The 19,860-nt window shown below is 61.6% G+C and carries 23 protein-coding genes and 1 other RNA gene; 17 read left to right on the plus strand and 7 right to left on the minus strand.

Features of this window, described 5'->3' with window-relative positions:
• Positions 1 to 36 precede the first annotated feature (36 nt).
• The 11 genes from P0D52_RS02380 to recR all read left to right on the plus strand — a co-directional run bounded on the left by P0D52_RS02380 (position 37) and on the right by recR (position 9,200).
• Entirely contained in the window at positions 37 to 1,626 is a 1,590-nt protein-coding gene (locus P0D52_RS02380) for a murein L,D-transpeptidase (protein WP_394693847.1), read from the plus strand.
• The gene (locus P0D52_RS02385) at positions 1,532 to 2,518 is read left to right on the plus strand and encodes a D-Ala-D-Ala carboxypeptidase family metallohydrolase (protein WP_394693848.1); all 987 of its coding nucleotides are present in this window, start codon (positions 1,532 to 1,534) and stop codon (positions 2,516 to 2,518) included. The genes P0D52_RS02380 and P0D52_RS02385 overlap by 95 nt, the downstream gene beginning before the upstream one ends.
• Before the next feature lie 78 nt (positions 2,519 to 2,596).
• Positions 2,597 to 2,806: a hypothetical protein gene (locus P0D52_RS02390; protein WP_394693849.1), complete on the plus strand. Its 210-nt coding sequence runs from the start codon at positions 2,597 to 2,599 to the stop codon at positions 2,804 to 2,806.
• Positions 2,807 to 2,874: 68 nt separating this feature from the next.
• Positions 2,875 to 4,443 carry a VWA domain-containing protein gene (locus P0D52_RS02395; protein ID WP_394693850.1) on the plus strand — a complete coding sequence of 523 codons (1,569 nt, stop codon included), beginning with the start codon at positions 2,875 to 2,877 and terminating at the stop codon, positions 4,441 to 4,443.
• 127 nt (positions 4,444 to 4,570) lie between these two features.
• Positions 4,571 to 4,936 carry an ArsR/SmtB family transcription factor gene (locus P0D52_RS02400; RefSeq protein WP_394693851.1) on the plus strand — a complete coding sequence of 122 codons (366 nt, stop codon included), beginning with the start codon at positions 4,571 to 4,573 and terminating at the stop codon, positions 4,934 to 4,936.
• Positions 4,908 to 5,372 carry an SRPBCC family protein gene (locus tag P0D52_RS02405; RefSeq protein WP_394693852.1) on the plus strand — a complete coding sequence of 155 codons (465 nt, stop codon included), beginning with the start codon at positions 4,908 to 4,910 and terminating at the stop codon, positions 5,370 to 5,372. Before P0D52_RS02400 ends, P0D52_RS02405 begins: the two co-directional genes overlap by 29 nt.
• The gene (locus P0D52_RS02410) at positions 5,369 to 6,292 is read left to right on the plus strand and encodes an SRPBCC domain-containing protein (protein ID WP_394693853.1); all 924 of its coding nucleotides are present in this window, start codon (positions 5,369 to 5,371) and stop codon (positions 6,290 to 6,292) included. Before P0D52_RS02405 ends, P0D52_RS02410 begins: the two co-directional genes overlap by 4 nt.
• Before the next feature lie 46 nt (positions 6,293 to 6,338).
• Positions 6,339 to 6,436, plus strand: an RNA gene (gene ffs, locus P0D52_RS02415) — signal recognition particle sRNA small type.
• Between the two features lie 29 nt (positions 6,437 to 6,465).
• Positions 6,466 to 8,268, plus strand: a complete 1,803-nt coding sequence (locus P0D52_RS02420) for a DNA polymerase III subunit gamma/tau (RefSeq protein ID WP_394693854.1) — start codon at positions 6,466 to 6,468, stop codon at positions 8,266 to 8,268.
• Positions 8,265 to 8,588, plus strand: a complete 324-nt coding sequence (locus P0D52_RS02425) for a YbaB/EbfC family nucleoid-associated protein (protein WP_394693855.1) — start codon at positions 8,265 to 8,267, stop codon at positions 8,586 to 8,588. Before P0D52_RS02420 ends, P0D52_RS02425 begins: the two co-directional genes overlap by 4 nt.
• 6 nt (positions 8,589 to 8,594) lie before the next feature.
• Complete coding sequence (recR, locus tag P0D52_RS02430; RefSeq protein ID WP_394693856.1) at positions 8,595 to 9,200, plus strand: recombination mediator RecR; 606 nt, start codon at positions 8,595 to 8,597, stop codon at positions 9,198 to 9,200.
• On the opposite strand, the gene P0D52_RS02435 is transcribed toward recR, so the two are convergent.
• A complete protein-coding gene (locus tag P0D52_RS02435; protein ID WP_394693857.1) occupies positions 9,201 to 10,334 on the minus strand; it encodes a GNAT family N-acetyltransferase in 1,134 nt (377 codons plus the stop codon).
• A gap of 104 nt (positions 10,335 to 10,438) precedes the next feature.
• On the opposite strand from P0D52_RS02435, the gene rmuC reads away from it, so the two are divergent.
• The 6 genes from rmuC to truA are packed head-to-tail and all read left to right on the plus strand — an operon-like array spanning position 10,439 to position 15,204.
• Positions 10,439 to 11,800, plus strand: coding sequence for a DNA recombination protein RmuC (gene rmuC, locus P0D52_RS02440; RefSeq protein ID WP_394693858.1), 1,362 nt, complete (start codon positions 10,439 to 10,441; stop codon positions 11,798 to 11,800).
• 31 nt (positions 11,801 to 11,831) lie between these two features.
• A complete protein-coding gene (gene def, locus P0D52_RS02445; protein WP_394693859.1) occupies positions 11,832 to 12,359 on the plus strand; it encodes a peptide deformylase in 528 nt (175 codons plus the stop codon).
• Complete coding sequence (locus P0D52_RS02450) at positions 12,356 to 12,877, plus strand: GNAT family N-acetyltransferase (RefSeq protein ID WP_394693860.1); 522 nt, start codon at positions 12,356 to 12,358, stop codon at positions 12,875 to 12,877. The genes def and P0D52_RS02450 overlap by 4 nt, the downstream gene beginning before the upstream one ends.
• A gap of 3 nt (positions 12,878 to 12,880) precedes the next feature.
• Positions 12,881 to 13,486, plus strand: a complete 606-nt coding sequence (locus tag P0D52_RS02455) for a hypothetical protein (protein WP_394693861.1) — start codon at positions 12,881 to 12,883, stop codon at positions 13,484 to 13,486.
• A gap of 48 nt (positions 13,487 to 13,534) precedes the next feature.
• Positions 13,535 to 14,467, plus strand: coding sequence for a methionyl-tRNA formyltransferase (fmt, locus tag P0D52_RS02460; protein ID WP_394693862.1), 933 nt, complete (start codon positions 13,535 to 13,537; stop codon positions 14,465 to 14,467).
• The gene (gene truA / locus P0D52_RS02465; protein WP_394693863.1) at positions 14,467 to 15,204 is read left to right on the plus strand and encodes a tRNA pseudouridine(38-40) synthase TruA; all 738 of its coding nucleotides are present in this window, start codon (positions 14,467 to 14,469) and stop codon (positions 15,202 to 15,204) included. The genes fmt and truA overlap by 1 nt, the downstream gene beginning before the upstream one ends.
• On the opposite strand, the gene P0D52_RS02470 is transcribed toward truA, so the two are convergent.
• From P0D52_RS02470 to P0D52_RS02495, 6 genes are all read right to left on the minus strand, one after another.
• Positions 15,201 to 15,455, minus strand: coding sequence for a 1-deoxy-D-xylulose-5-phosphate synthase (locus tag P0D52_RS02470; protein ID WP_394693864.1), 255 nt, complete (start codon positions 15,453 to 15,455; stop codon positions 15,201 to 15,203). The genes truA and P0D52_RS02470 overlap by 4 nt on opposite strands.
• 161 nt (positions 15,456 to 15,616) lie before the next feature.
• A complete protein-coding gene (locus tag P0D52_RS02475; protein WP_394693865.1) occupies positions 15,617 to 16,189 on the minus strand; it encodes a hypothetical protein in 573 nt (190 codons plus the stop codon).
• A complete protein-coding gene (gene dapE / locus P0D52_RS02480; RefSeq protein WP_394693866.1) occupies positions 16,186 to 17,328 on the minus strand; it encodes a succinyl-diaminopimelate desuccinylase in 1,143 nt (380 codons plus the stop codon). Before dapE ends, P0D52_RS02475 begins: the two co-directional genes overlap by 4 nt.
• The gene (gene dapD / locus P0D52_RS02485; RefSeq protein WP_394693867.1) at positions 17,329 to 18,153 is read right to left on the minus strand and encodes a 2,3,4,5-tetrahydropyridine-2,6-dicarboxylate N-succinyltransferase; all 825 of its coding nucleotides are present in this window, start codon (positions 18,151 to 18,153) and stop codon (positions 17,329 to 17,331) included.
• The gene (locus tag P0D52_RS02490; protein WP_394693868.1) at positions 18,150 to 18,848 is read right to left on the minus strand and encodes a pyrimidine 5'-nucleotidase; all 699 of its coding nucleotides are present in this window, start codon (positions 18,846 to 18,848) and stop codon (positions 18,150 to 18,152) included. Before P0D52_RS02490 ends, dapD begins: the two co-directional genes overlap by 4 nt.
• Complete coding sequence (locus P0D52_RS02495; RefSeq protein ID WP_394693869.1) at positions 18,845 to 19,858, minus strand: DUF1036 domain-containing protein; 1,014 nt, start codon at positions 19,856 to 19,858, stop codon at positions 18,845 to 18,847. Before P0D52_RS02495 ends, P0D52_RS02490 begins: the two co-directional genes overlap by 4 nt.
• Between the last annotated feature and the right edge of the window lie 2 nt (positions 19,859 to 19,860).

Raw genomic sequence — 19,860 nt, forward strand, 5'->3', positions numbered from 1 at the left:
TAGCCAGAATGCCCTTATAGGGCGTATGGTTTTGGGATGAGGCTGGTTTTCATTCTTCTCGTCATCTGCCTGCCGTCATCGGCATGGGCGCAGTCCGGTCAATGGACGGGGCCTGATCGCTCCGGCGCGCTGGAAAGCCTTGTCGAAGTGATCGCCGATGCCGGACGGCATGGCCTGAGGCCGCAAGACTATCACCTGAACACGCTCGCCAGTGCGGATGCAGCTGTGGCGTCGGCGGCAATTGACCGGCTCGCCGAAGAGGCGTTCCGGAGTTTCGCGCAGGATTTGCTGACCGGACGTCTCGACCCGCATGTCATCGAACAGCAATGGCCATTTGCCGCGCGCCGGGGAGATGTTGATGCGGCGCTGGCCCGGGCCCTCGAAACGGGCGATGTTGCGGCGGTTCTGGCCGGATTCGAGCCACAGACACCGGCCTATCAGGCGCTGATACGCGAGCGACTATTCTGGCTGAAACAATCGGATGATGACTGGCCGCCCGTGATCACCTCGCGTGATCATCTGGAGCTGGGCGATAGCGGCGCCGATGTGGACGCCTTACGCGCAAGATTGATTCAGATGGGGCGGTTACAGCCGATATCCCCGGTCGTGCCGATTGAAGCGATTTCCACGGACTTCGAGACGATCGACGCTACTCCCGGGTTTGATGCGGAGGTGCAGACCGCGGTCCGGAATGTCCAGATGCTGGCACGGATACATCCTGACGGCATTGCGGGTCCGGCGACGCTGGCCTGGATCAACCGGACGCCCAGCCAGAGAGCCGAGACCCTCCGCGCCAATCTTGAACGTCTGCGTTGGTTGCCGGATGATTTCGGCGCGCGCCATATCGCGGTCAATGTCCCCGACTTCACGCTGCAGGTCGTGGAGGAAGGGCAGGTTGTCCGGCGCCATGATGTGATCGTGGGCCGGGTCTCGCGCCCCACGCCGGTCTTGTCGGCAACTCTGGCCTATATGGTGGTCAATCCCTGGTGGGAAACGCCGCACCGTCTGGCCGTGAATGATGAATTGCCGCTCTTCCGGCGTGATCCGGATGCGGTAGCGCGGCTCGGATTCCAGATCCTGGATCGGGACGGTCAGGTGGTGGACGCCGCCACGATTGACTGGACGACGGTCAGCGCTGCCACCTTTCCCTATCGGCTGCGGCAGGCGCCCGGACCGCTCAATGCGCTGGGTGTGGTGAAGCTGATCTTCCCCAATCCGCACAGCACCTTCCTGCATGACACGCCCGGCCGGCAGAGATTTGATGAAATGCCGCGCGCTCTGTCTTCCGGATGTGTGCGGGTGCGCGATGCGGTCGAATTGGCGCAATGGGTGGCCGATGCCAGCCTGACCGAACCGGCGGACATTGCGGCGCTTGTCGAGACCCGGCAGGAGACGCGCCTCGATGTCGATACGGAAATTCGTGTTCATTTTCTGTATTTTACCGCTTTTCTAGACGCAGATGCTTCCGTTCGCATGGTGCACGACCTATATGATAAAGACCCTACAATTCTTATGGCCATGGATCGGTCCCATGAAAATGATCAAACTCGCCACTCTCGGCCTCGCCCTGACGGTCTCCACTCTGCCCGCGCGGGCGTCGGATCTGGCGGCGACTGCGCCCCCTGATCCGGCGGCCCGGGAGACCGCAGGCTTTGATGCCGGTCGGGTGGGGTTTTCGGTTCGTATCAATAATGAGATCGAGGCCGATTACCGCACCTTTGCCACGCTGGTCATGCCGGGCGATCTCGTGAGCTTGTCCTCTGCCGAGGCGGTGACTTATTCTGCGGAATACGGGCTGGACACGCTGTCGCCGACCGAGGCCAGCTGGCGGGCGCCGGACACGCCGGGCCATCACGTCATCGAAATCCGCAATTCTTCGGGCGAGCTGATCCGGCTGAATGCGTTTGTGCTGCGGCCGGCCACGGAAATCGAGGCAGGCGTGCTGCAGGGCTATGCCATCGGTCAGTACCCGCAGGAGCCTTATCGCGGGCATGATGCCTATCTGCCGCCAGCGGGCTTCATTGAAGTACCGCCGGAATTGCACGATTTGCCGATCTCTCCCCATTTCACGCTCGGCCAGTTCCTGTGCAAGCAGGAGGGCGGTCCGGTGCGCTATGCCGTTGTCCGCGAACGCCTGCTTCTGAAGCTGGAACGCTTGCTGGAGGAAGTGAATGCCCATGGCTGGCGGACGGACGGCTTTGTCGTGATGAGCGGCTACCGGACGCCGGTCTATAATGCCGGCATCGGCAATGGCCGCTATTCGCGCCACGTCTATGGCGGGGCGGCGGATATCTATATCGACGAGGATGGCGACGGGATTATGGACGATCTCAACCGGGATGGCGTCATCGACCGGCAGGATGCGGCGGCGCTGTATGACTTTATCGACCGCACGCTGGCGCGACCGGACTGGACGGATTTCCATGGCGGGCTGGGCGAATACGGCTCGACGTCGGCGCATGGCCCGTTCGTGCATGTCGATGAGCGTGGCTGGAATGCGCGCTGGGGCCGATCCTGATGGCAACTCTGCAGTTGCGACGCATTCGCAAATAGGTTAGTTTGCTCTCGCTCAATTCAATCGAGCCGGGAGGAAAACGTGTCAGGTCAGATTCAAGTGGATGGAGTGTCAGCGGCGGTCGACAATCGGGCGCAAGCCGCAACCGAGCTGGCGGTTCGCGACTGGCTGGAAACGCAGGCGCGTATCGCCAGCTATTGGCGTGATCTGCTGGTCGATCGCAATGGCGATATCGATCTGATCGAAGCCCTGGATGCGCATGAGACCTTCCTGCGCTCGGCGGCGGGCTGATACCGCTCCGGCTTTTGCGGCCTTTGGCCGGCTTGTGATAGGATTCCCCCGAAATGGGGGAGGCGCCTATGAGATCGGTTCATTCAGCCCTGCTTGCTACTGTCATGACGACCAGTGCGGCGATGGCGCAAACATTTGTCTCGCAAGTAGAAAACGGCGTCGACGCCTGTCCGGCCTTTGATGTCATCCAGCAACGCCTTCTGGAAGTCGTGCGCGGGGTCTCCTTTGAAGGCAGCGAAGATGTTGCGCCGGAAGGGGAAGGGCCGGTGGCGGTGCAGTTCATTCTGGATGCCTCCGGCTCGATGGCCGGCGATGCCGGTGGCCGTTCGAAGATGGAGGCCGCCCGCACCGCCTTCATCAACGCATTGGAGGTGATCGAGGACGCGAATATCGCAGCGTCGCTTCGTGCCTATGGCTTTGATGCCAGCGTCGAACATACCGCCGAAGCCTCCTGCCCGAACACGCAGCAACTGACGGATTTTCTAAGCGATGATCTCGGCCCTTTGCGCGATGCGGCGTCCGGCCTGTCACCCTATGGATATACACCGATTGCCGCGAGCCTGGAGGCGGCGGCCGCAGACCTTGAAGCCATTGAAGCGCGGGAGCGATTGATCGTTCTCCTCTCTGACGGGGAGGAGACCTGCCATGGCGACCCGGTGGCCGCGGCCGCCGCCTTGCGCGCCGAGAATATCAATGTGTCGGCCTATGTGGTCGGCTTTGATCTGGATGCCGATCAGGAGGCGCAAATGCGCGCCGTCGCGGAAGCTGCGGGAGGCCGGTATATTCCTGCGCCTGATGGCGAGGCGCTGGCCAGGGCGATGCGGGAAGTGGCGGGTATGACGGTCAGCCGGTCGTCGCGGGAACTGATCCGCTGTGAAAACCCGGTGCGGGGCGGCCTAACGCCGGAGGATGCCGTGCCTCTGCAGCCCGGTATCTACACGATTGGCGAACTCGTTCCTGAGGGCGAGTATCGTTATTACCGCGTGGACACCGATGAAGGCGAAATGGGTGTCGTGCGCGGCCTTTTACAAAGCTATGCGTATTCCGGCGACGGTGAGGATGCGTTGGAAACGCAAGCTTCGCTGGGCGCGATGACGATCCGGATGCTGGGGCCGGACGGGGAGCGGGCCGGGTCCGGCTTCCCTCGCGAACGCAACCTGCCGGGTGAAAGCCTGGTGGGCTATTATATCGATACGACGGGTGAGGGTTTCATCTTCGGCGTGGGCGATAATTATGAAACCGTGACGCCCTTGAGCCTGTTTGAAATCGCCATCGAGGATGTGTCCGACAATGGCGAAGGCGATGCGGATTCCGAGCGCGACGGCGATTATCCCGCGCTGGCCGCCGGTGAAACCGGAACAGGTCTGGTCGGGCATGATGATCTGAGTGATCTCTGGCGCATTGATGCGACCGGCAATGTGGCGCTGACCGTCGCATTCGAGAGCGAAGACATGCGCTACGGGATTATCGTCTATGACGCGGAATCCGGGCGGCGTATCCAGCGGGAGCGTCCGGAGCCCGGAAGCCATGAATTCACGGTCGAGGCGTCTGCCCCCTTCATCGTTGAAATCTCCACCCAGGAGCCCCGTCTGGCCTCGCGCCACAGCCGATATGAAATCCGTGTGACTCCGGGCTGATTTCAATTCCACGCAAGGGCCCGCAACAGGGACCAAGCAAGAAATCCTGCGCGCTCAGATGTAAAAACTTAGCGAATTAGCGAAGTTTTGGCTTGCGTCATCCGCATCCGTCATAATAGTTAGCAATATGACTAAGCATGAACCGCAACTCTCGCTTCTCTTTCACGCGCTTTCCGACCCGACCCGGCGGGCCATTCTGACCCAGCTGGCGAAAACGCCGACACGGGTTACCGATCTGGCGGAGCCCACGGGCCTCAAATTGCCGACCGTCATGCGGCACCTCTCCGTACTGGAAGAGGCCGGCTTGCTGGTGTCGTCCAAGGACGGGCGGGTGCGTACCTGCGCCCTCGTTCCTGAGGCGCTCACGCCGGCGCAGACATGGCTCGAGGATCAACGCGTGATGTGGGAAGGCCGACTCGACCGGTTTGATGCGTTTGTGACGGCATTGAACAAGGAAAACCGAAATGACACTCAAACTCGATCCGAAGACTGACCTGAGCTTTACCCGCACACTCGCCGTGCCCCGGCAGCTGGTCTGGGAGTGCTGGACACAGCCCGAACATATTCCGCATTTCTTTGTTCCCGCGCCGCACAAGGTCACGTCGGTAGATATCGACTTGCGGGTTGGTGGGCGCTTCAACACGACGTTTGATGTCGACGGCAATATTATGGAGAATGTGGGCGTCTATCTGGAGGTGGTGCCCGGCAAAAAGTTGGTCTTTACCGATGCTTATAGCGAAGGCTGGAAACCTGCGCCCGAGCCTTTCATGACGGCCATCCTGCAGTTGGAAGACGCAGCTGACGGCGGCACCATCTACACGGCCACCGCGCGCCACCGTAGTCCGGAAACCCGCGAACAGCATGAACAGATGGGCTGGGGCACGGCGGCGACGCAGCTTGAGGCCTATGCGCGGAGCCTGCCGAAATGAGTGGCCGTTTCGCTACCCTGACCTTCGAGCGGGAGATTGCCGCGCCGGTCACAACCCTCTGGGAGGCGTGGACGGCCCCGGCAGCACGTGCGATCTGGGCTGCGCCTGCCCCTTCGGTCGCAGTGGAGTTTCTGGAGGCCGATACGAGGGTTGGCGGCCGGGAGGTGTCGCTCTGCAAAGTGGACGGACAGCCCGATGTGCGCAGCGAAGGCGTCTGGCTAGCGCTCGTGCCCCTGAAGTACAGCGTAAATTCCGAGGTGATTTCCTGTCAGGGAGAAACCCACTCGGTCTCGCTGGTCACCGCCGAAATCTCGGGTGACGAGACGCGTAGCCGCCTTGTCGTCACGGTGCAATTGTCCTCGCTCGCTGAAGACATGGAGTCCGGTTATCGCGCCGGCTTTGGCGCGGGACTGGACAATCTCGCAAGTGTCGCGGAACGCACTATGACCCTGCAGCGGACGATTCACGCCCCGCGATCCACCGTGTGGAATGCCTGGGTCAATCCCGTCACCCTGCCGCAATGGTGGGGCCCGGACGGCTTCACCTGTCAAACCGAACGCATAGATTTACGTACGGGCGGTGAATGGCTTTTTGATATGATCGGGCCGGATGGAACGGTTTATCCAAACCATCATCGCTATTCCGACGTCCGGCCTGAAGAAGGGCTTCAGTATTCGCTGCTTCAGGGCGAGAACGGGCCAAAGCATGCCGACGCCTGGGTGGCTTTTACGGATCAGGACGGGGCGACGAAAGTGACGCTGGGGATGGTGTTCAGCACAGCGGCAGAATATCTCGACGCAAAAGGCTTTGGTGCGATCGAACTTGGCCATCAGACGCTGGGCAAGCTGGATCGCTTCGTCATGGCCACGTATTACACGGCGCTCCGATCCCGGCCGGATGCGCCCTGGATGCAGAGCTGAGTCCGAAGCCTTGCACATCAGCGCCCAACGTCCGATATTAGTCAGTGGAAGATCGGCGCGGACGGACGCCTCGCCAACCCGGTCAGGTCCGGAAGGAAGCAGCCGTAACGAGTTTCGGTTCGGGTCGCCGTCCGGTCTTCCACTTATCTCCGGAATCAGCCCAACAAGGTGATATGGACGACGCGCCCGAACCCATGACGGACACCGATCCGGGCCCGTCTCTGGGGCTCGATGTCGCGGAGACCGATGCTGGCTATCAGGTGCTGGCCCGCAAATACCGCCCGCTGCGCTTTGAAGAGCTGATCGGCCAGGAAGCCATGGTGCGGACGCTGACCAATGCGTTCGCGTCTGGCCGGATCGCCCACGCCTATATGATGACGGGCGTGCGCGGGGTAGGCAAAACCACCACGGCGCGCCTGATCGCCCGCGCGCTCAACTATCTCACGGATGCGGCCGAGGGGCCGTCCATCACGCTGGATCCGCCCGGTGTGCATTGCGATGCCATCCAGAAGGGCAGCCATGTCGACGTGATGGAGATGGATGCGGCCTCCCGGACCGGCGTCGGCGATATCCGTGAAATTCTTGAAGGCGTGCGCTATGCGCCGGTGTCGGCGCGCTACAAGGTCTATGTGATCGACGAAGTGCACATGCTGTCGAATGCGGCGTTCAATGCGCTTCTGAAAACGCTGGAAGAGCCGCCGCCCCACGTCAAATTCATTTTCGCGACGACCGAAATCCGCAAGGTGCCGGTGACGATCCTGTCGCGCTGTCAGCGGTTTGACCTCAAACGCGTCGACCGCGATGTCCTGGCCAACCACCTGTCAGGCATTTGCGGCAAGGAAGGCTCATCGGTTGCCGAGGACGGGCTGGCCCTGATTGCGCGCGCCGCCGAAGGCTCTGTGCGCGATGCGCTGTCCCTGCTGGATCAGGCGATTGTGCAGGGTGAGGGCTCGGACGGCCCGGTCACGGCGCTGCAAATCCGCGACATGCTGGGTCTGGCGGACCGCGCCCGCGTGCTTGATCTGCTCGAAGCGGCATTGCAAGGCGACCATGCCAAGGCATTGGCCGAGATGGCCTCGCTTTATGAAGCCGGCGGTGATCCGGCCATCATCACCCGTGACTGTCTGGACTATGTGCACGCGCTGACCCGCGTGAAGGCCGCCGGGCCTGATGCCGATCTGGCCGAGGCGAAGGAGACGAGCCAGCGCCTCGTGACAATTTCGGAAACGCTCTCGATCGCGCAGCTGACCCGCTTGTGGAAAATCCTGCTGGTCGGTCTCGATGATGTGCGCCGTGCTCCCGATCCCCTGACCGCCGCGGAGATGACGCTGCTGCGTCTGGGATCTGCGGCATCACTGCCCTCGCCGGAAGATGCGGCCAGGTTACTGCGCGGCGATGAGGGGGCCGCGCCGTCCGCCCCAAAGTCTGAACCGGCAGCGCCGGTTGATACGCCGCCCGCTGCGCCTGTTGCGGAAGCTGAAACATCGCTGCCGCCGCCTCCGCCGGCCATTGAAACGGCCGATGACGTGCCGGGGGAGGATGCAGCGCCGGTGCTGGAGATAAAGGACGCGCCGGCCTCTCTGGACGCCATGATCGAGGCGATGACGGAACGCGCCGATGCGGCGCTGCGCTCGGATATGATGCGCTTTATCCGTCCGGTCTCGTTCAAGCCGGGGCGGATTGTGTTTGAACCCGCCGAGCATGCGCCGCCGGATCTGGCACAGCGTGTCGCCAAACGCCTGCAGGACTGGACCGGCGTCACCTGGGCGGTGATGGCCACGCATGACAGCCGGGGTGGCGAGACGATTCGCGAACGTCAGAAGCGGGAAGAGCGCGAACACGCCCAGCAAGTGGCGCGTGATCCCGTCGTGCAGCAGGCTTTACGGATTTTTCCCGGCGCTGAAATTGTCGAAGTGCGGCGACCGGCCATATCTGAGCCGGACGAAACCGCTGAAACCGCAAAGGGCCAGTCATGAAAGACCTGATGGGATTGATGAAGCAGGCGCAGGAATTACAGGCCCGCATGCAGGAAGCGCAGGAAAAGCTGGCCGAAGAATCGGTGACCGGTGAATCGGGTGCCGGGCTGGTGCGTGTCACCTTGTCGGGCAAAGGCGATATCAAGGATATCGAGCTGGACCCCTCCATTCTCGTCGCAAGCGAAAAGGAAGTTGTGGAGGATCTGATCAAGGCGGCCTTCACCGATGCGCGCGGCAAGATCGAAGCGGTGCAGGCGCGCGTGATGAAAGAGGCGGCAGGCGGACTGCCCCTGCCGCCCGGCTTCTCGATTCCGGGATAAGCCGACGTGTCGACCCATTCCGCCGGACCTGAAATCGAACGTCTCATCGCTCTGCTGGCCAAACTGCCGGGGCTCGGCCCGCGCTCGGCGCGGCGCGCGGCGTTGCACCTGTTGAAGAAACGCGACGCGCTGATGAGCCCGCTGGCCGAAGCACTGGCCGATGCGGCTGACAAGATCACCGCCTGTTCGACTTGCGGGAATATGGATGTGACCGATCCGTGCGCCATTTGCGCCGCACCGGGGCGTGATCCGTCGGTGATCTGCGTGGTCGAGACGGTCGGCGATATCTGGGCGCTGGAGCGAGCGGCGGCCTTCAAGGGCCGCTATCATGTGCTGGGCGGGGTGTTGTCACCGCTGGACGGGGTGCGGCCCGATGATCTCAATATTGGCGGCTTGCTGGAACGGGCTGGAAATCCGGTCGTGAAGGAAATCGTACTGGCGCTGAATGCGACAGTCGATGGTCAGACCACGGCGCATTATCTCTCCGATCGGCTGGAGGGCCTCTCTGTTGATATCACCAGCCTCGCGCGCGGCGTCCCCGTCGGCGGGGAGCTCGATTACCTTGATGACGGGACGCTGACCGCCGCGTTCAAATCGCGCCGGCCGGCCTGATTACGCGGCTTTTGGCGGATTCCGGAAGAATTTCGAGAAAGTGCGCAAGCGCGCGGCCAGATCCGGTTCGAAAGCGCTGACCTGCGACCAGCGGCGGCGGGCCCGAACGGGTAGTTCTGACAGTTTGCCGGGCAGGATTTTGGCGCAGTGCTCGGCGACATCCCAGGACCGCAGACCCAGCGCCGCAAAGCTGGGCGCGATGATCCGGCCGGTATCGAGCGGCACTTCGTAGGACGCATAATAGGTCTTGTAGTGAGCCCCGCCCTTGCCGAGATCGACGCGGTTGAGACCAAGGTCCGGTGCGGCCTTGAAGATTTCATGCAGCAAGAGCAAGCCCGGTGAGACTTTGGCGAAGCGGTCATCATAGGCCGGGAACCAGGAATGGTAGACATCGCCCGCCCGCAGGCCGAATTCCACCGCGGCCAGTTCATCGCCAAAATAGAGCGCGAAGGTCAGACCCTGAAAACAGGCATCGTCCGCGGCGTTCAGATTCACCAGCAATTGCCGCGCCCAGTCGATATCGAACACATCCAGTTTGCCGGTCGCATTGTATTGGTCCGACTTCCAGCGGTTCAGCGTGGCAAAGAGCTGTCCGTCGGGATCGCCAACCACGAGGCGCGCCGGGCCGAAATCACGCTCGGCATTGCGCAGGCGGCGATCCATCTTCTTGAACTGGGACTTGTGCGCGGCCTTGCGCTCGGCGAAATAGGCGTCCGGGCCGTTCGAGAGATCGACCACGACCGAGCCATCGCGCTCGCGCGCCTTTTCGAGAGCGCAGCCCGCGCCATTCCACCAGTTTTCATACGCCATGAATCCGGCGCCCAGCTGGGTCAGGAATTCGTTGGGGCAGATGCTCACGCCGGGTTTGGCGACAACGCCCTGATAATCCGACATGGGCGCGCCGACCGGGCGCAGGCCGAAATGACGGGGCGCATGAAAGGCGAAAAAGCCGACGGTCTGATCATTCTGTTCGATCACGGCGACGCGGACATCAGAGCGGACCCGATCGACGGCCTGTGCGAAATCCGGCAAGAGATAGGGGCTGACCAATTGCCCATCCTGATACGCCCAATCGCGCCACTGGCTGATTTCGGCGTCGTTCAAGTCCCGTATCGAAACGCTTTTTACGCGCATTCTGCCCGCTCCTCTTTCTCGTGAGAGGAGAAAGCAAGAAGAGTGCCGGTTTCAGGCCGGGCGGGGAGGGATTAGACTGGCCCCCAATATGACGGGATGATTCGATGCTGGATACGCTGACGCTTGAAACTGTTCTGATTGTGGCTGCGCCCGTGATCACGCTGGGCCTGTTTGCGCTCTGGCTGGTGACCAGCCGTGCCAAGTCCCGGCTGGAGGCGGAGGTGTCGGATTTGCGCAGCAAGGCGGCGATTGCCGACCGTCTGGATCAGGATCTGGCGGAAACTGAAGCAGCGCTGAAACGGGCGAATGAGGCCCGCGAGGCCGCGGAAACCCGCTTTGCGCGGCTGGAGAGCGAACTGAAATCGGCCGAACGGCATCATGCCGAGAAGCTGGCCGATCTGGAAAAAGCGCGCGAGCAGCTGAAAGAGACGTTCAAGGTCACGGCGAGTGAAATCCTGAAATCGAGCGGCGAGGAGTTGAGCAAATCCAGCAAGGAATCGCTGGACAAGATGCTCAACCCGCTGCGCGATCAGCTGAAGGAGTTCCGCGAGAAGGTCGAGATCGATTCCCACAAGCGCGTGGAGCAGACGTCCTCGCTCGATCGCATGGTGCAGATCCTTCACAAGGATGCGCAGCAAATGTCCGAGGATGCGACCAATCTGGCCAATGCGCTGCGGTCTTCGTCGAAGATGCAGGGCGATTGGGGCGAATTGATCCTGACCAGTATTCTGGAAAAGGCCGGCCTGCGCGAAGGGCAGGAATTTCATACCCAGCAAAGCGAGACCGATTCCGAAGGTGCGCGCCTGCGGCCCGACGTCGTGGTGGACATGCCGGGCAATCAGCGACTTGTCATTGATTCCAAGGTCAGCCTGAAAGCCTTCGAGGTGTGCGTGAACGCCGAGAGCGACGAGGACCGCGATGCCGCGCTGAAACAGCACCTCGTCTCGATCCGCAATCATATCAAGAGCCTGCACGAGAAGGATTATCCCAAGCTCTATGAAGGCGTCAGCTTCACCCTGATGTTCATTCCGCTCGAGGGCGCGGCGAGCCTTGCCTTCCAGAGCGACCCCGATCTTGCGGGGTATGCCTGGGAGCGCGACATCATGATCGCGACGCCGACCAATCTGATGATGGCCATGCGCACGGTGCAGAATCTCTGGACGATTGACCGCCAGAACCAGAATGCGCGCGAGATCGCCGACCGGGCGGGGCAGCTCTATGACAAGCTGGTCGGCTTTGTGGAGGAGCTGGACATGGTGGGGCAGCGCCTCGATCAGGCTCATGATGCCTGGTCGACAGCGAAGGGGCGCCTGTCCTCCGGGCGCGGCAATGTCATCCGCCAGACCGAAATGCTGAAGGCGCTGGGTGCCCAGACGAAGAAATCCCTGCCGGCAGGGTATCTCGATGCGGCAGATGGTGACGACGATCTGCCTGCACTGGAAGCCAGATCCGAAAACGAGACTTGAAGATTTTCACCCTCTCGCATACTTAAGCCTCATGGCCGTACGCGAAATACTCACCGTTCCGAACCCGATGCTGAAAGAAGTGTCGAAGCCTGTCGACAAGGTCGATGAGGAGCTTCGCTCGCTGATGGATGACATGCTGGATTCCATGTATGCGGCGGACGGTATCGGTCTTGCTGCGATCCAGATCGGCGTGCCCAAGCGGGTCATCGTCATGGATCTCGACTGGGGCAAGGGTGAGCGCAATCCGCGCTATTTCGTCAATCCGGTGCTGTCGGATCCGTCCGAAAATACCTTGCCCTATGAAGAGGGCTGTCTTTCCGTGCCGACCTATTTTGATGAGGTCGAACGCCCGGACCGGATCCAGATTGATTATCTCGATTATGACGGCAAGCCGAAGACCGAGATTGCCGAGGGCATGTTTGCGGTCTGCATCCAGCACGAGATGGACCATCTGGAGGGTGTGCTCTTCATTGACCACCTTTCCCGCCTCAAGCGTCAGCGCGCGGTCCAGAAGGTGAAGAAGCTGGTCAAACAGCGCGAGCAGGACGACGCGGCGTGATCTTGCGGCCGGCGACGCTGGATGATGTCGCCCGGCTGGAGAGATGGGACAACAAGCCTCATGTGAAATGGTGTACGGGCTTTGACCCGGACCTGCCCTTGCCCGACGAGGAGCGCGAGGACTGGGCCGGATTGATCGCGCGGAATGTCGGCTGGTTTGATATCCTGATCGGCGAAGAAGATGGCCGCGCCATCGGCGTGGTTCAGATCATCGATCCGCATCTGGAAGAGACCCATTACTGGGGCCATTGCGCCCCCAATCAGCGGGCGATCGATATCTGGATTGGGGAGGAAACGGATCTCGGCCGGGGTTACGGCACGCAGATGATGGCGCAGGCCATTGACCTCTGCTTTGCCGACCCCGCGGTGACAAATATCATCATTGACCCGCTGATCATCAATGAAAAAGCGATCCGCTTTTACCGGCGGCTGGGATTTGTTGATGTGTGCGAGCGCAACTTCGACGATGATGCGTGTCTGGTGATGGAATTGCGGCGCACGCAATGGGAGAAAGTTTGAGATATGATGATCCGGATTGGAATTTTGGCTGGCGCAGCCGCTTTTGTGTCGGCCTGCTCGATGGAAGCCTCACCCGGTTACAGGGCCGATGAGGCCGCTGTAGAACCGCAAAACCTGTTTGAAGCCTTGACCGCTCATTGCGGGCAGGCCTTCGCAGGTGGGGTTGCGAGCGAGGATGAGCGCGATGCCGACTGGGCCGGCCAGACCCTCATCATGCATGTGCGCGAATGTTCCGAGGATGAAATCCGCATCCCGCTGCATGTCGGCGAAGACCGCTCGCGGACCTGGGTGTTGACGCGCACTGAAGACGGTTATCGCCTGAAGCATGACCATCGCCATGAAGACGGCTCCGAGGACGTGCTCACCCAGTATGGCGGTGACAGCTCGGTGGTCTTTCCATTCCACATATTCTTCCCGGCGGATGAATTCAGCCGCGACCTTTTTGAGCGTGAGGACATCCCCGCTTCTGCAGACAATATCTGGCAAATGAGGATCGAAGGGCAGATCTTCACCTACGGGCTGGACCGGCCGGACCGGACTTTCCGCGCCGTCTTCGACCTCTCCAATCCGGTAGACGCGCCGCCGGCGCCGTGGGGATTTGAGGACTGATTGCGGATAAGTCTTGATCTTGGCGGCGGGATTGGTTGAAACGCCGCCATGACACTTCGCCTCGCCTTTATGGGTACGCCCGATTTTGCCGCCGCCTCTCTGGTTGAGATTGCCGCTGCCGGACACGAGATTGTCCGCGTCTATACCCAGCCGCCGCGCCGGAGAGGCCGGGGCAAGGCCGAACAGAAAACGCCGGTCCATGCACTGGCCGAGACTCTGGGGCTGGAGGTCCATACGCCTGACAGCTTCCGCGATCCCGATGTGCTGGCGGACTTCGCGGCACTCGATCTCGATCTGGCCGCCGTCGTCGCCTATGGCCAGATCCTGCCGCAGGCGGCACTGGATGCGCCGCGTCTGGGCTGTCTCAATCTTCATGCCTCGCTTTTGCCGCGCTGGCGCGGGGCGGCACCGATCCAGCGTGCCATCATGGCCGGGGATGAGTTGACCGGTGTGCAGATCATGCAGATGGAGGCCGGGCTCGATACCGGGCCGATCCTTCTGTCGGAAACGGTGCGCATCTTCCCGCACGATACCGCGGGCAGCCTGCATGACCGGCTGATGGGCGCGGGCGCGCAGATGTGGCCGCGCGCGCTGGCGGCGCTGGAGCGCGGTTCGCTGGAAGCTGTTGCCCAGTCGGAAGACGGCGCGACCTACGCGAAGAAAATCACCAATGAAGAAGCGCGCATCGACTGGACCCAGCCGGCACAGCATGTCGCCAACCAGATTCGCGGCCTGTCGCCCTTTCCGGGCGCGTGGTTCGAGCTTCCCACCGCCAAAGGCCCGGTCCGGGTCAAAGCCCATCTGGCGAAATCCGAGGAAGGCGATGGCGCGCCCGGAACCGCGCTGGATGATGAGTTGTTGATCGCCTGTGGCGAGGGCGCTGTGCGCCTGACGCGGTTACAACGCGAGGGCAAGGCGGCGATGGACGCCGAGGATTTTCTGCGCGGCAATACGTTGCCCGCCGGAACGGTGCTGGGCTGATGCCGCGTTACAAGCTGACGCTGGAATATGATGGCGGGCCCTTCATGGGCTGGCAGAGGCAGGATCACGGTCCGAGCGTGCAGGGCAGTCTGGAGCGTGCCGCGACAAAGCTGAACGGATCATCCGTGGAGGTTCACGGGGCCGGACGCACTGATAGCGGCGTTCATGCGCTAGGGCAGGTGGCCCATCTCGATCTCGACAAGGATTTGCCGACCGATACGGTGCGCGATGCCATCAATCAGCATTTGCGGCCCGAGCCGATCGCGGTCCTGTCGTGCGAGGCCGTGGACGAGAGCTTTCACGCCCGGCATTCCGCCACCAAGCGCCATTATATCTATCGCATGATTGATCGCCGTCCGCCGCTGACGCTGGACAAGGGCAAGATCTGGCGGGTGACGCAAAAGCTCGATGTCGATGTCATGCATGCCGCGGCGCAATGTCTCGTCGGGACGCATGATTTCTCGACCTTCCGCGATATCCAGTGCCAGGCGAAATCACCGGTCAAAACACTGGAAAAGATTGCGGTCCGGCGCGTGGCGGATGAGGTCGAGCTGACCTGTTCCGCCATCTCCTTCCTGCATCGGCAGGTGCGGTCGATCACCGGCTCGCTGGTGGAAATCGGCCGCGGTAAATGGGCGCCGGAGGATATGAAAGCGGCACTGGAGGCGCGTGATCGCGCGGCCTGCGGTCCGGTCGCGCCCGCAGACGGTCTCTATCTGGAGCGGGTGGATTACTAGCGTTTTGGCGTTTCAGCGCGCTTCTGTCCTCTGATGTCCCGCCAATATTCCTCAGCCACATCGTCGTCGACATCGACTGGCTGCGTGCTTTCGGAATAGAGCCGGTCCTTACCGTCTTTGCGGGGGCCGGATATCCAGAATTCTTCTCCGGTCTCGACATCAAAATAATTGGCTTTGTAGCCCCTGCCCCGGAGCGTCTGGAAGGTGCGGCCATCATAATGGATGGATTTACCCGTTTTCGAAAATGTCACACGCCCGATCCGGGCCTGACCATTTAGCGAACCGGCTTTATTTTCGATGTACATGATGCGCGGTTTGAACATCCACCGATAATGGTGGAATGCAACTGTTCTGACAATATCGACCCGGAATAGGGGCGGCTTCTATCTGGAACGTGTAGATTTGCGGCGCGTCAGTTGAGCCCGTAGGCGAGGACCATGTTCACGATCACCGGGATCATGGCGATGGGGATGGTCCAGACGAGGGGCAGGCCGAGCGCCAGTTGCGCGACGCGGAAATGTATGAAATAGCGAAAGCCCTCATAGAGAAAGCCGATCGAGAAGGCGACACCGGCGGCGCTGGTCAGGCCGAGAAGGTAGAAGGCGACCGGAAAGACCGGCACCATCAGCAGCACCAAAACCGCCCAGTTGTGCAGGACCACCCAGTGCACGAAGCGGTGTTTGGTTCCGGTCAGCCGGGTCAGGAAAATCGACAGAACCGGGAAGACCAGCCAGATGCGCGCCAGCGTTCCGATCATGTCGAGCGCGGTGAGGCGATTCTCGTAGCCCTCGATATTGTCGATATTCAATTGCTGGAGGCCAAGCAGAACAAAGACCAGAATGGGCAGGGATACGATTGCCGCAAAGAAGCTGCGGACCAGTCCGCTGGCGGACAGATCGAGCGTTTCGGCCCAGTCCTCGCGAAAAGACAGGGCGCGCCCGACGGCTTTCACACCCTGCATCGTATCGGTCAGAAGGCGGATCATGGTGTCAGCCCGAAATAGGATTTGATCAGCCGCGCATAGATCTGCGTCAGCGTTTCGATATCCGCCACGTCCACCCGCTCATCGACCTGATGCATGGTTGCGCCGACCAGGCCGAACTCGGCCACCTGCGCATAGTAGCGAATGAAGCGGGCATCCGATGTGCCACCTCCGGTCGTCAGTGCCGGCACGCGGCCGGTTTCGGCTTCGACGGCGGCTTTCAGCGCCTCGGTGAAATGGTCGGGTGTAGAGAGGAAAGCCTCGCCGGTGACTTTCAGGTCGAGCTCGATCTTGCCGCCAAATCCGAGGCCAGCGGAACGGGCTTCATCCTCGATCCAGCGTTTGAGATCGTCGCCCTTGTGGGCGGTGTTGAAGCGGATATTGAATTTCGCGCGCGCCTCGCCGGGAATGACATTGTGCGGCTCATTGCCGACGTCGATGGAGGTCACTTCCAGATTGCTTTTCTGGAAATGCGGCGCGCCGTCATCCAGCGTGTGCGACAATAAGCGGTTCAAAAGCTCGATCAGTTTCGGGACGGGATTATCGGCGAGTTCGGGATAGGCGACATGGCCTTGCCGGCCGATAACGCGGATCACGCCATTCAAACTACCGCGGCGGCCGACCTTGATGGTCTCGCCCATCTTGTGTGGATTGGTCGGCTCTCCGACGAGGACATGGTCAAAGCGTTCGCCCTCTTCGTGCAGGGCTTCCATCAGGCGTTTGGTACCGTTGACGGCCGGGCCTTCTTCATCCCCCGTAATCAGGAAAACGATGGAACCGGGAATATCGTGTCCGGCCTTTACCTGCGAGACGGCTGCGACCATGGCCGCCAATGCGCCCTTCATATCGGACGCGCCGCGTCCCCAGAGGACGCCATCTTCTATGCGCGCTTCGAACGGGCCATTGGTCCAGCTGGCTTCATCGCCCGGCGGCACAACATCGACGTGACCGGCAAAACCCAGCACCGGGCCATCCTTGCCAAGGCGGGCATAGAGATTGTCGACCTCTTCGAAAGGATAGCGTCTCGCCACAAAACCAACGTCTTCAAGCGCGCCCTGCAAGACATCCATCACGCCTTCATCCTTCGGCGTCACAGACGGCGCGCGGATCAGGGCCTGGGCGAGGTCGAGTGGGTCGGTCATTCAGTCCCGCAGAAGCTCGTTGATGGCGGTCTTGGCGCGGGTGCGCTCATCGACCGTCTTGACGATGACGGCGCAGGCCAGCGACGGTCCGCCCTTCGGATCGGGTAGCGTTCCCGGTGCCACGACGGCATAGGGCGGGACTTCGCCATAGGTGATTTTGCCGGTGGCGCGATCGACAATCTTGGTCGAGCCGGAGATGAAAACGCCCATAGCCAGCACCGCGCCTTCGCGGACGATGACGCCTTCGACGACTTCGGAACGCGCGCCGATGAAGGCGCCATCCTCGATGATGGTTGGATTGGCTTGCAAGGGTTCCAGCACGCCGCCAATGCCCGCACCGGCGGAGACATGGACATTCTTCCCGATCTGGGCGCAGGAGCCGATACTGGCCCAGGTATCCACCATGGCCCCTTCACCGACATAGGCGCCGATATTGACATAGGACGGCATCAGCACGGCACCGGGTGCAATGAAAGCCCCACGGCGGACGGCGCAGGGCGGCACGGCGCGGAAACCGGCGGCCTTGAATTCAGCCTCGCCCCAGCCCTCGAATTTGGATGGGACCTTGTCCCACCATTTCGCGCCACCAATGCCGCCGTCGATCAGGCCCATCGGATTGAGGCGGAAAGAAAGGAGCACGGCCTTTTTCAGCCATTGATTGACGATCCATTCGCCGCCGGTTTTTTCCGCCACACGCGCCTTGCCGGAATCCAGAAGCGATATGGCCTGTGCGACGGCTGAAACGACTGTATCGTTCAAAGCGCCAGCCTGATCGCGGCGGTTCCAGGCGTCGTCAATAATTGTGGCGATATCCAGATCGGTCATGCGGCTTTGTCTTTCGTCTTGGCGGTCGCAAGGAAGGTCTTGAGGCAATCCACGGCGAAATGGACATGATCGGGATGATCGTCCGGCCCGGCGCTTTCTTCATCGCGCGGGCCCGGCCGGGCGCGAACCAGGATCGTGGTCCAGCCCATTTCGTGGGCGGTTTTCAGATTTCGGATTGAATCTTCAAAGAAGGCGCTTTCCGGCGCCTTGATGTCAAAGCGCGAGGAAAACAGATCATAGCCCGAGCGATGCGGCTTCGGTTTGAAGTCGGCGGCCTCGACATCGAACATGTCATCAAAACAATCGGTCAGGCCGAGGTGATGGCAGATATCCTCGGCATGCTTCATCGAGCCATTGGTGTAGACATAGCGGCGGCCCGGCAAGGCCCGGATATGTTCGGCCAGCTGCGGGTCCGGCGTGATGACGCTGTGATCAATGTCATGCACGAAATCCAGAAATTCACGGCCATTTCGCACTTGCCCATTGGCCATCAGCCCGTTCAGCGTGGTGCCGTATTCGCGCCAGTAATCCTTTTGCACCTTGCGGGCGTCGGCATGCGAAAGGTTCAGCTCACGCGCGACATATTCCGTCATCCTGCGGTCGACCTGCGACATGACGTCGGCGTCCGAAGGGTAGAGCGTATTGTCGAGGTCGAAGACCCAGTTGGAGACGTGGGACAGATCGGGCGGTGTCATGGCTGTTCAGCCTCCGGCGTTGCCTGTTGTGCCGGAATTCTGAAATCGGCAATGGTCAGCTCTATACGGCTGGTTCCCTCGACCGGTTCAGGTATCTGACGGAAAGCCGCGCTGGAATATCCGCGGCCGGCGCAATCGTCGCGGCCTTCGGCGACAAAGCGCGAGGGGGAAAAGCAGAAAGTCTCGGTGCCGCCTTGCAGCTGCCCGCCGGACTCGCCGGTGCGTTCGGCATAGTAGAACGCATTGGCTTCGGTCAGATGATCGGCGATCAGGCGCGCACAACCGCCCGCATCCAGCCGCCACCAGCCGCGCGCTTCCCATATCTCCTCGCGCTCGCGCCCGAGCGCCACGGCAATCCGGCCTTCGGTTTCGTTACACAGGATCAGGCCGGCCTCGGCATTGCGGCGCAAGGCAGCGGCCTCCAGCGCATCGATCAATTCGGGCCGGGGCGGCGTGCGCGGCAGGGCTTCCGCCTGCACGAAGGCGGAAATTGCCCGCGTCGTGCGTCGGCCTTCCAGCCCGTCGATGGAGCGGATGTCGTAACCGGCATCGCGCAGCAGGCGCTGTGTGCCGGCTTCCTGAGCATCATCCCCGAAATCCGCCGGTTCGATCAGGACGGTGCGGAAGCGGTGCTCGCCGCGCAGAATGTCAAAGCCCCGGCGGTCCAGCCCCAGGGCATCGCAATCGCTGACGCCTTCCACAGCAAAGTCCGAGGCGCCAACGCAGAGATCAAGCTGGCCGCCCCATTCGCGGACGCCGCCCAGATAGGCGGCGGTCGAACGCGCGTAGAATAGAAGGGGGTCGTCGCTGTCGGGATCGATATCGGGGCCGGCCTCGACGCATTCGCCGGGGCGAATCCGGGTCCAGCCCTCGACCGCGATGTCGCGCTCGGGCGTGGCCCAGCCCAGAGCGGCCTCAACGATGAAGCTGGTTTCATTGCAGATATCCGCGGCCTGCGCGGGCATGGCCGGGATCAGCAAGCTCAGAAAAAGAAAAGCGCGAAACATCATCG

The sequence above is a fragment of the Hyphobacterium sp. genome, from assembly GCF_043584775.1.
GTDB lineage: Bacteria > Pseudomonadota > Alphaproteobacteria > Caulobacterales > Maricaulaceae > Hyphobacterium.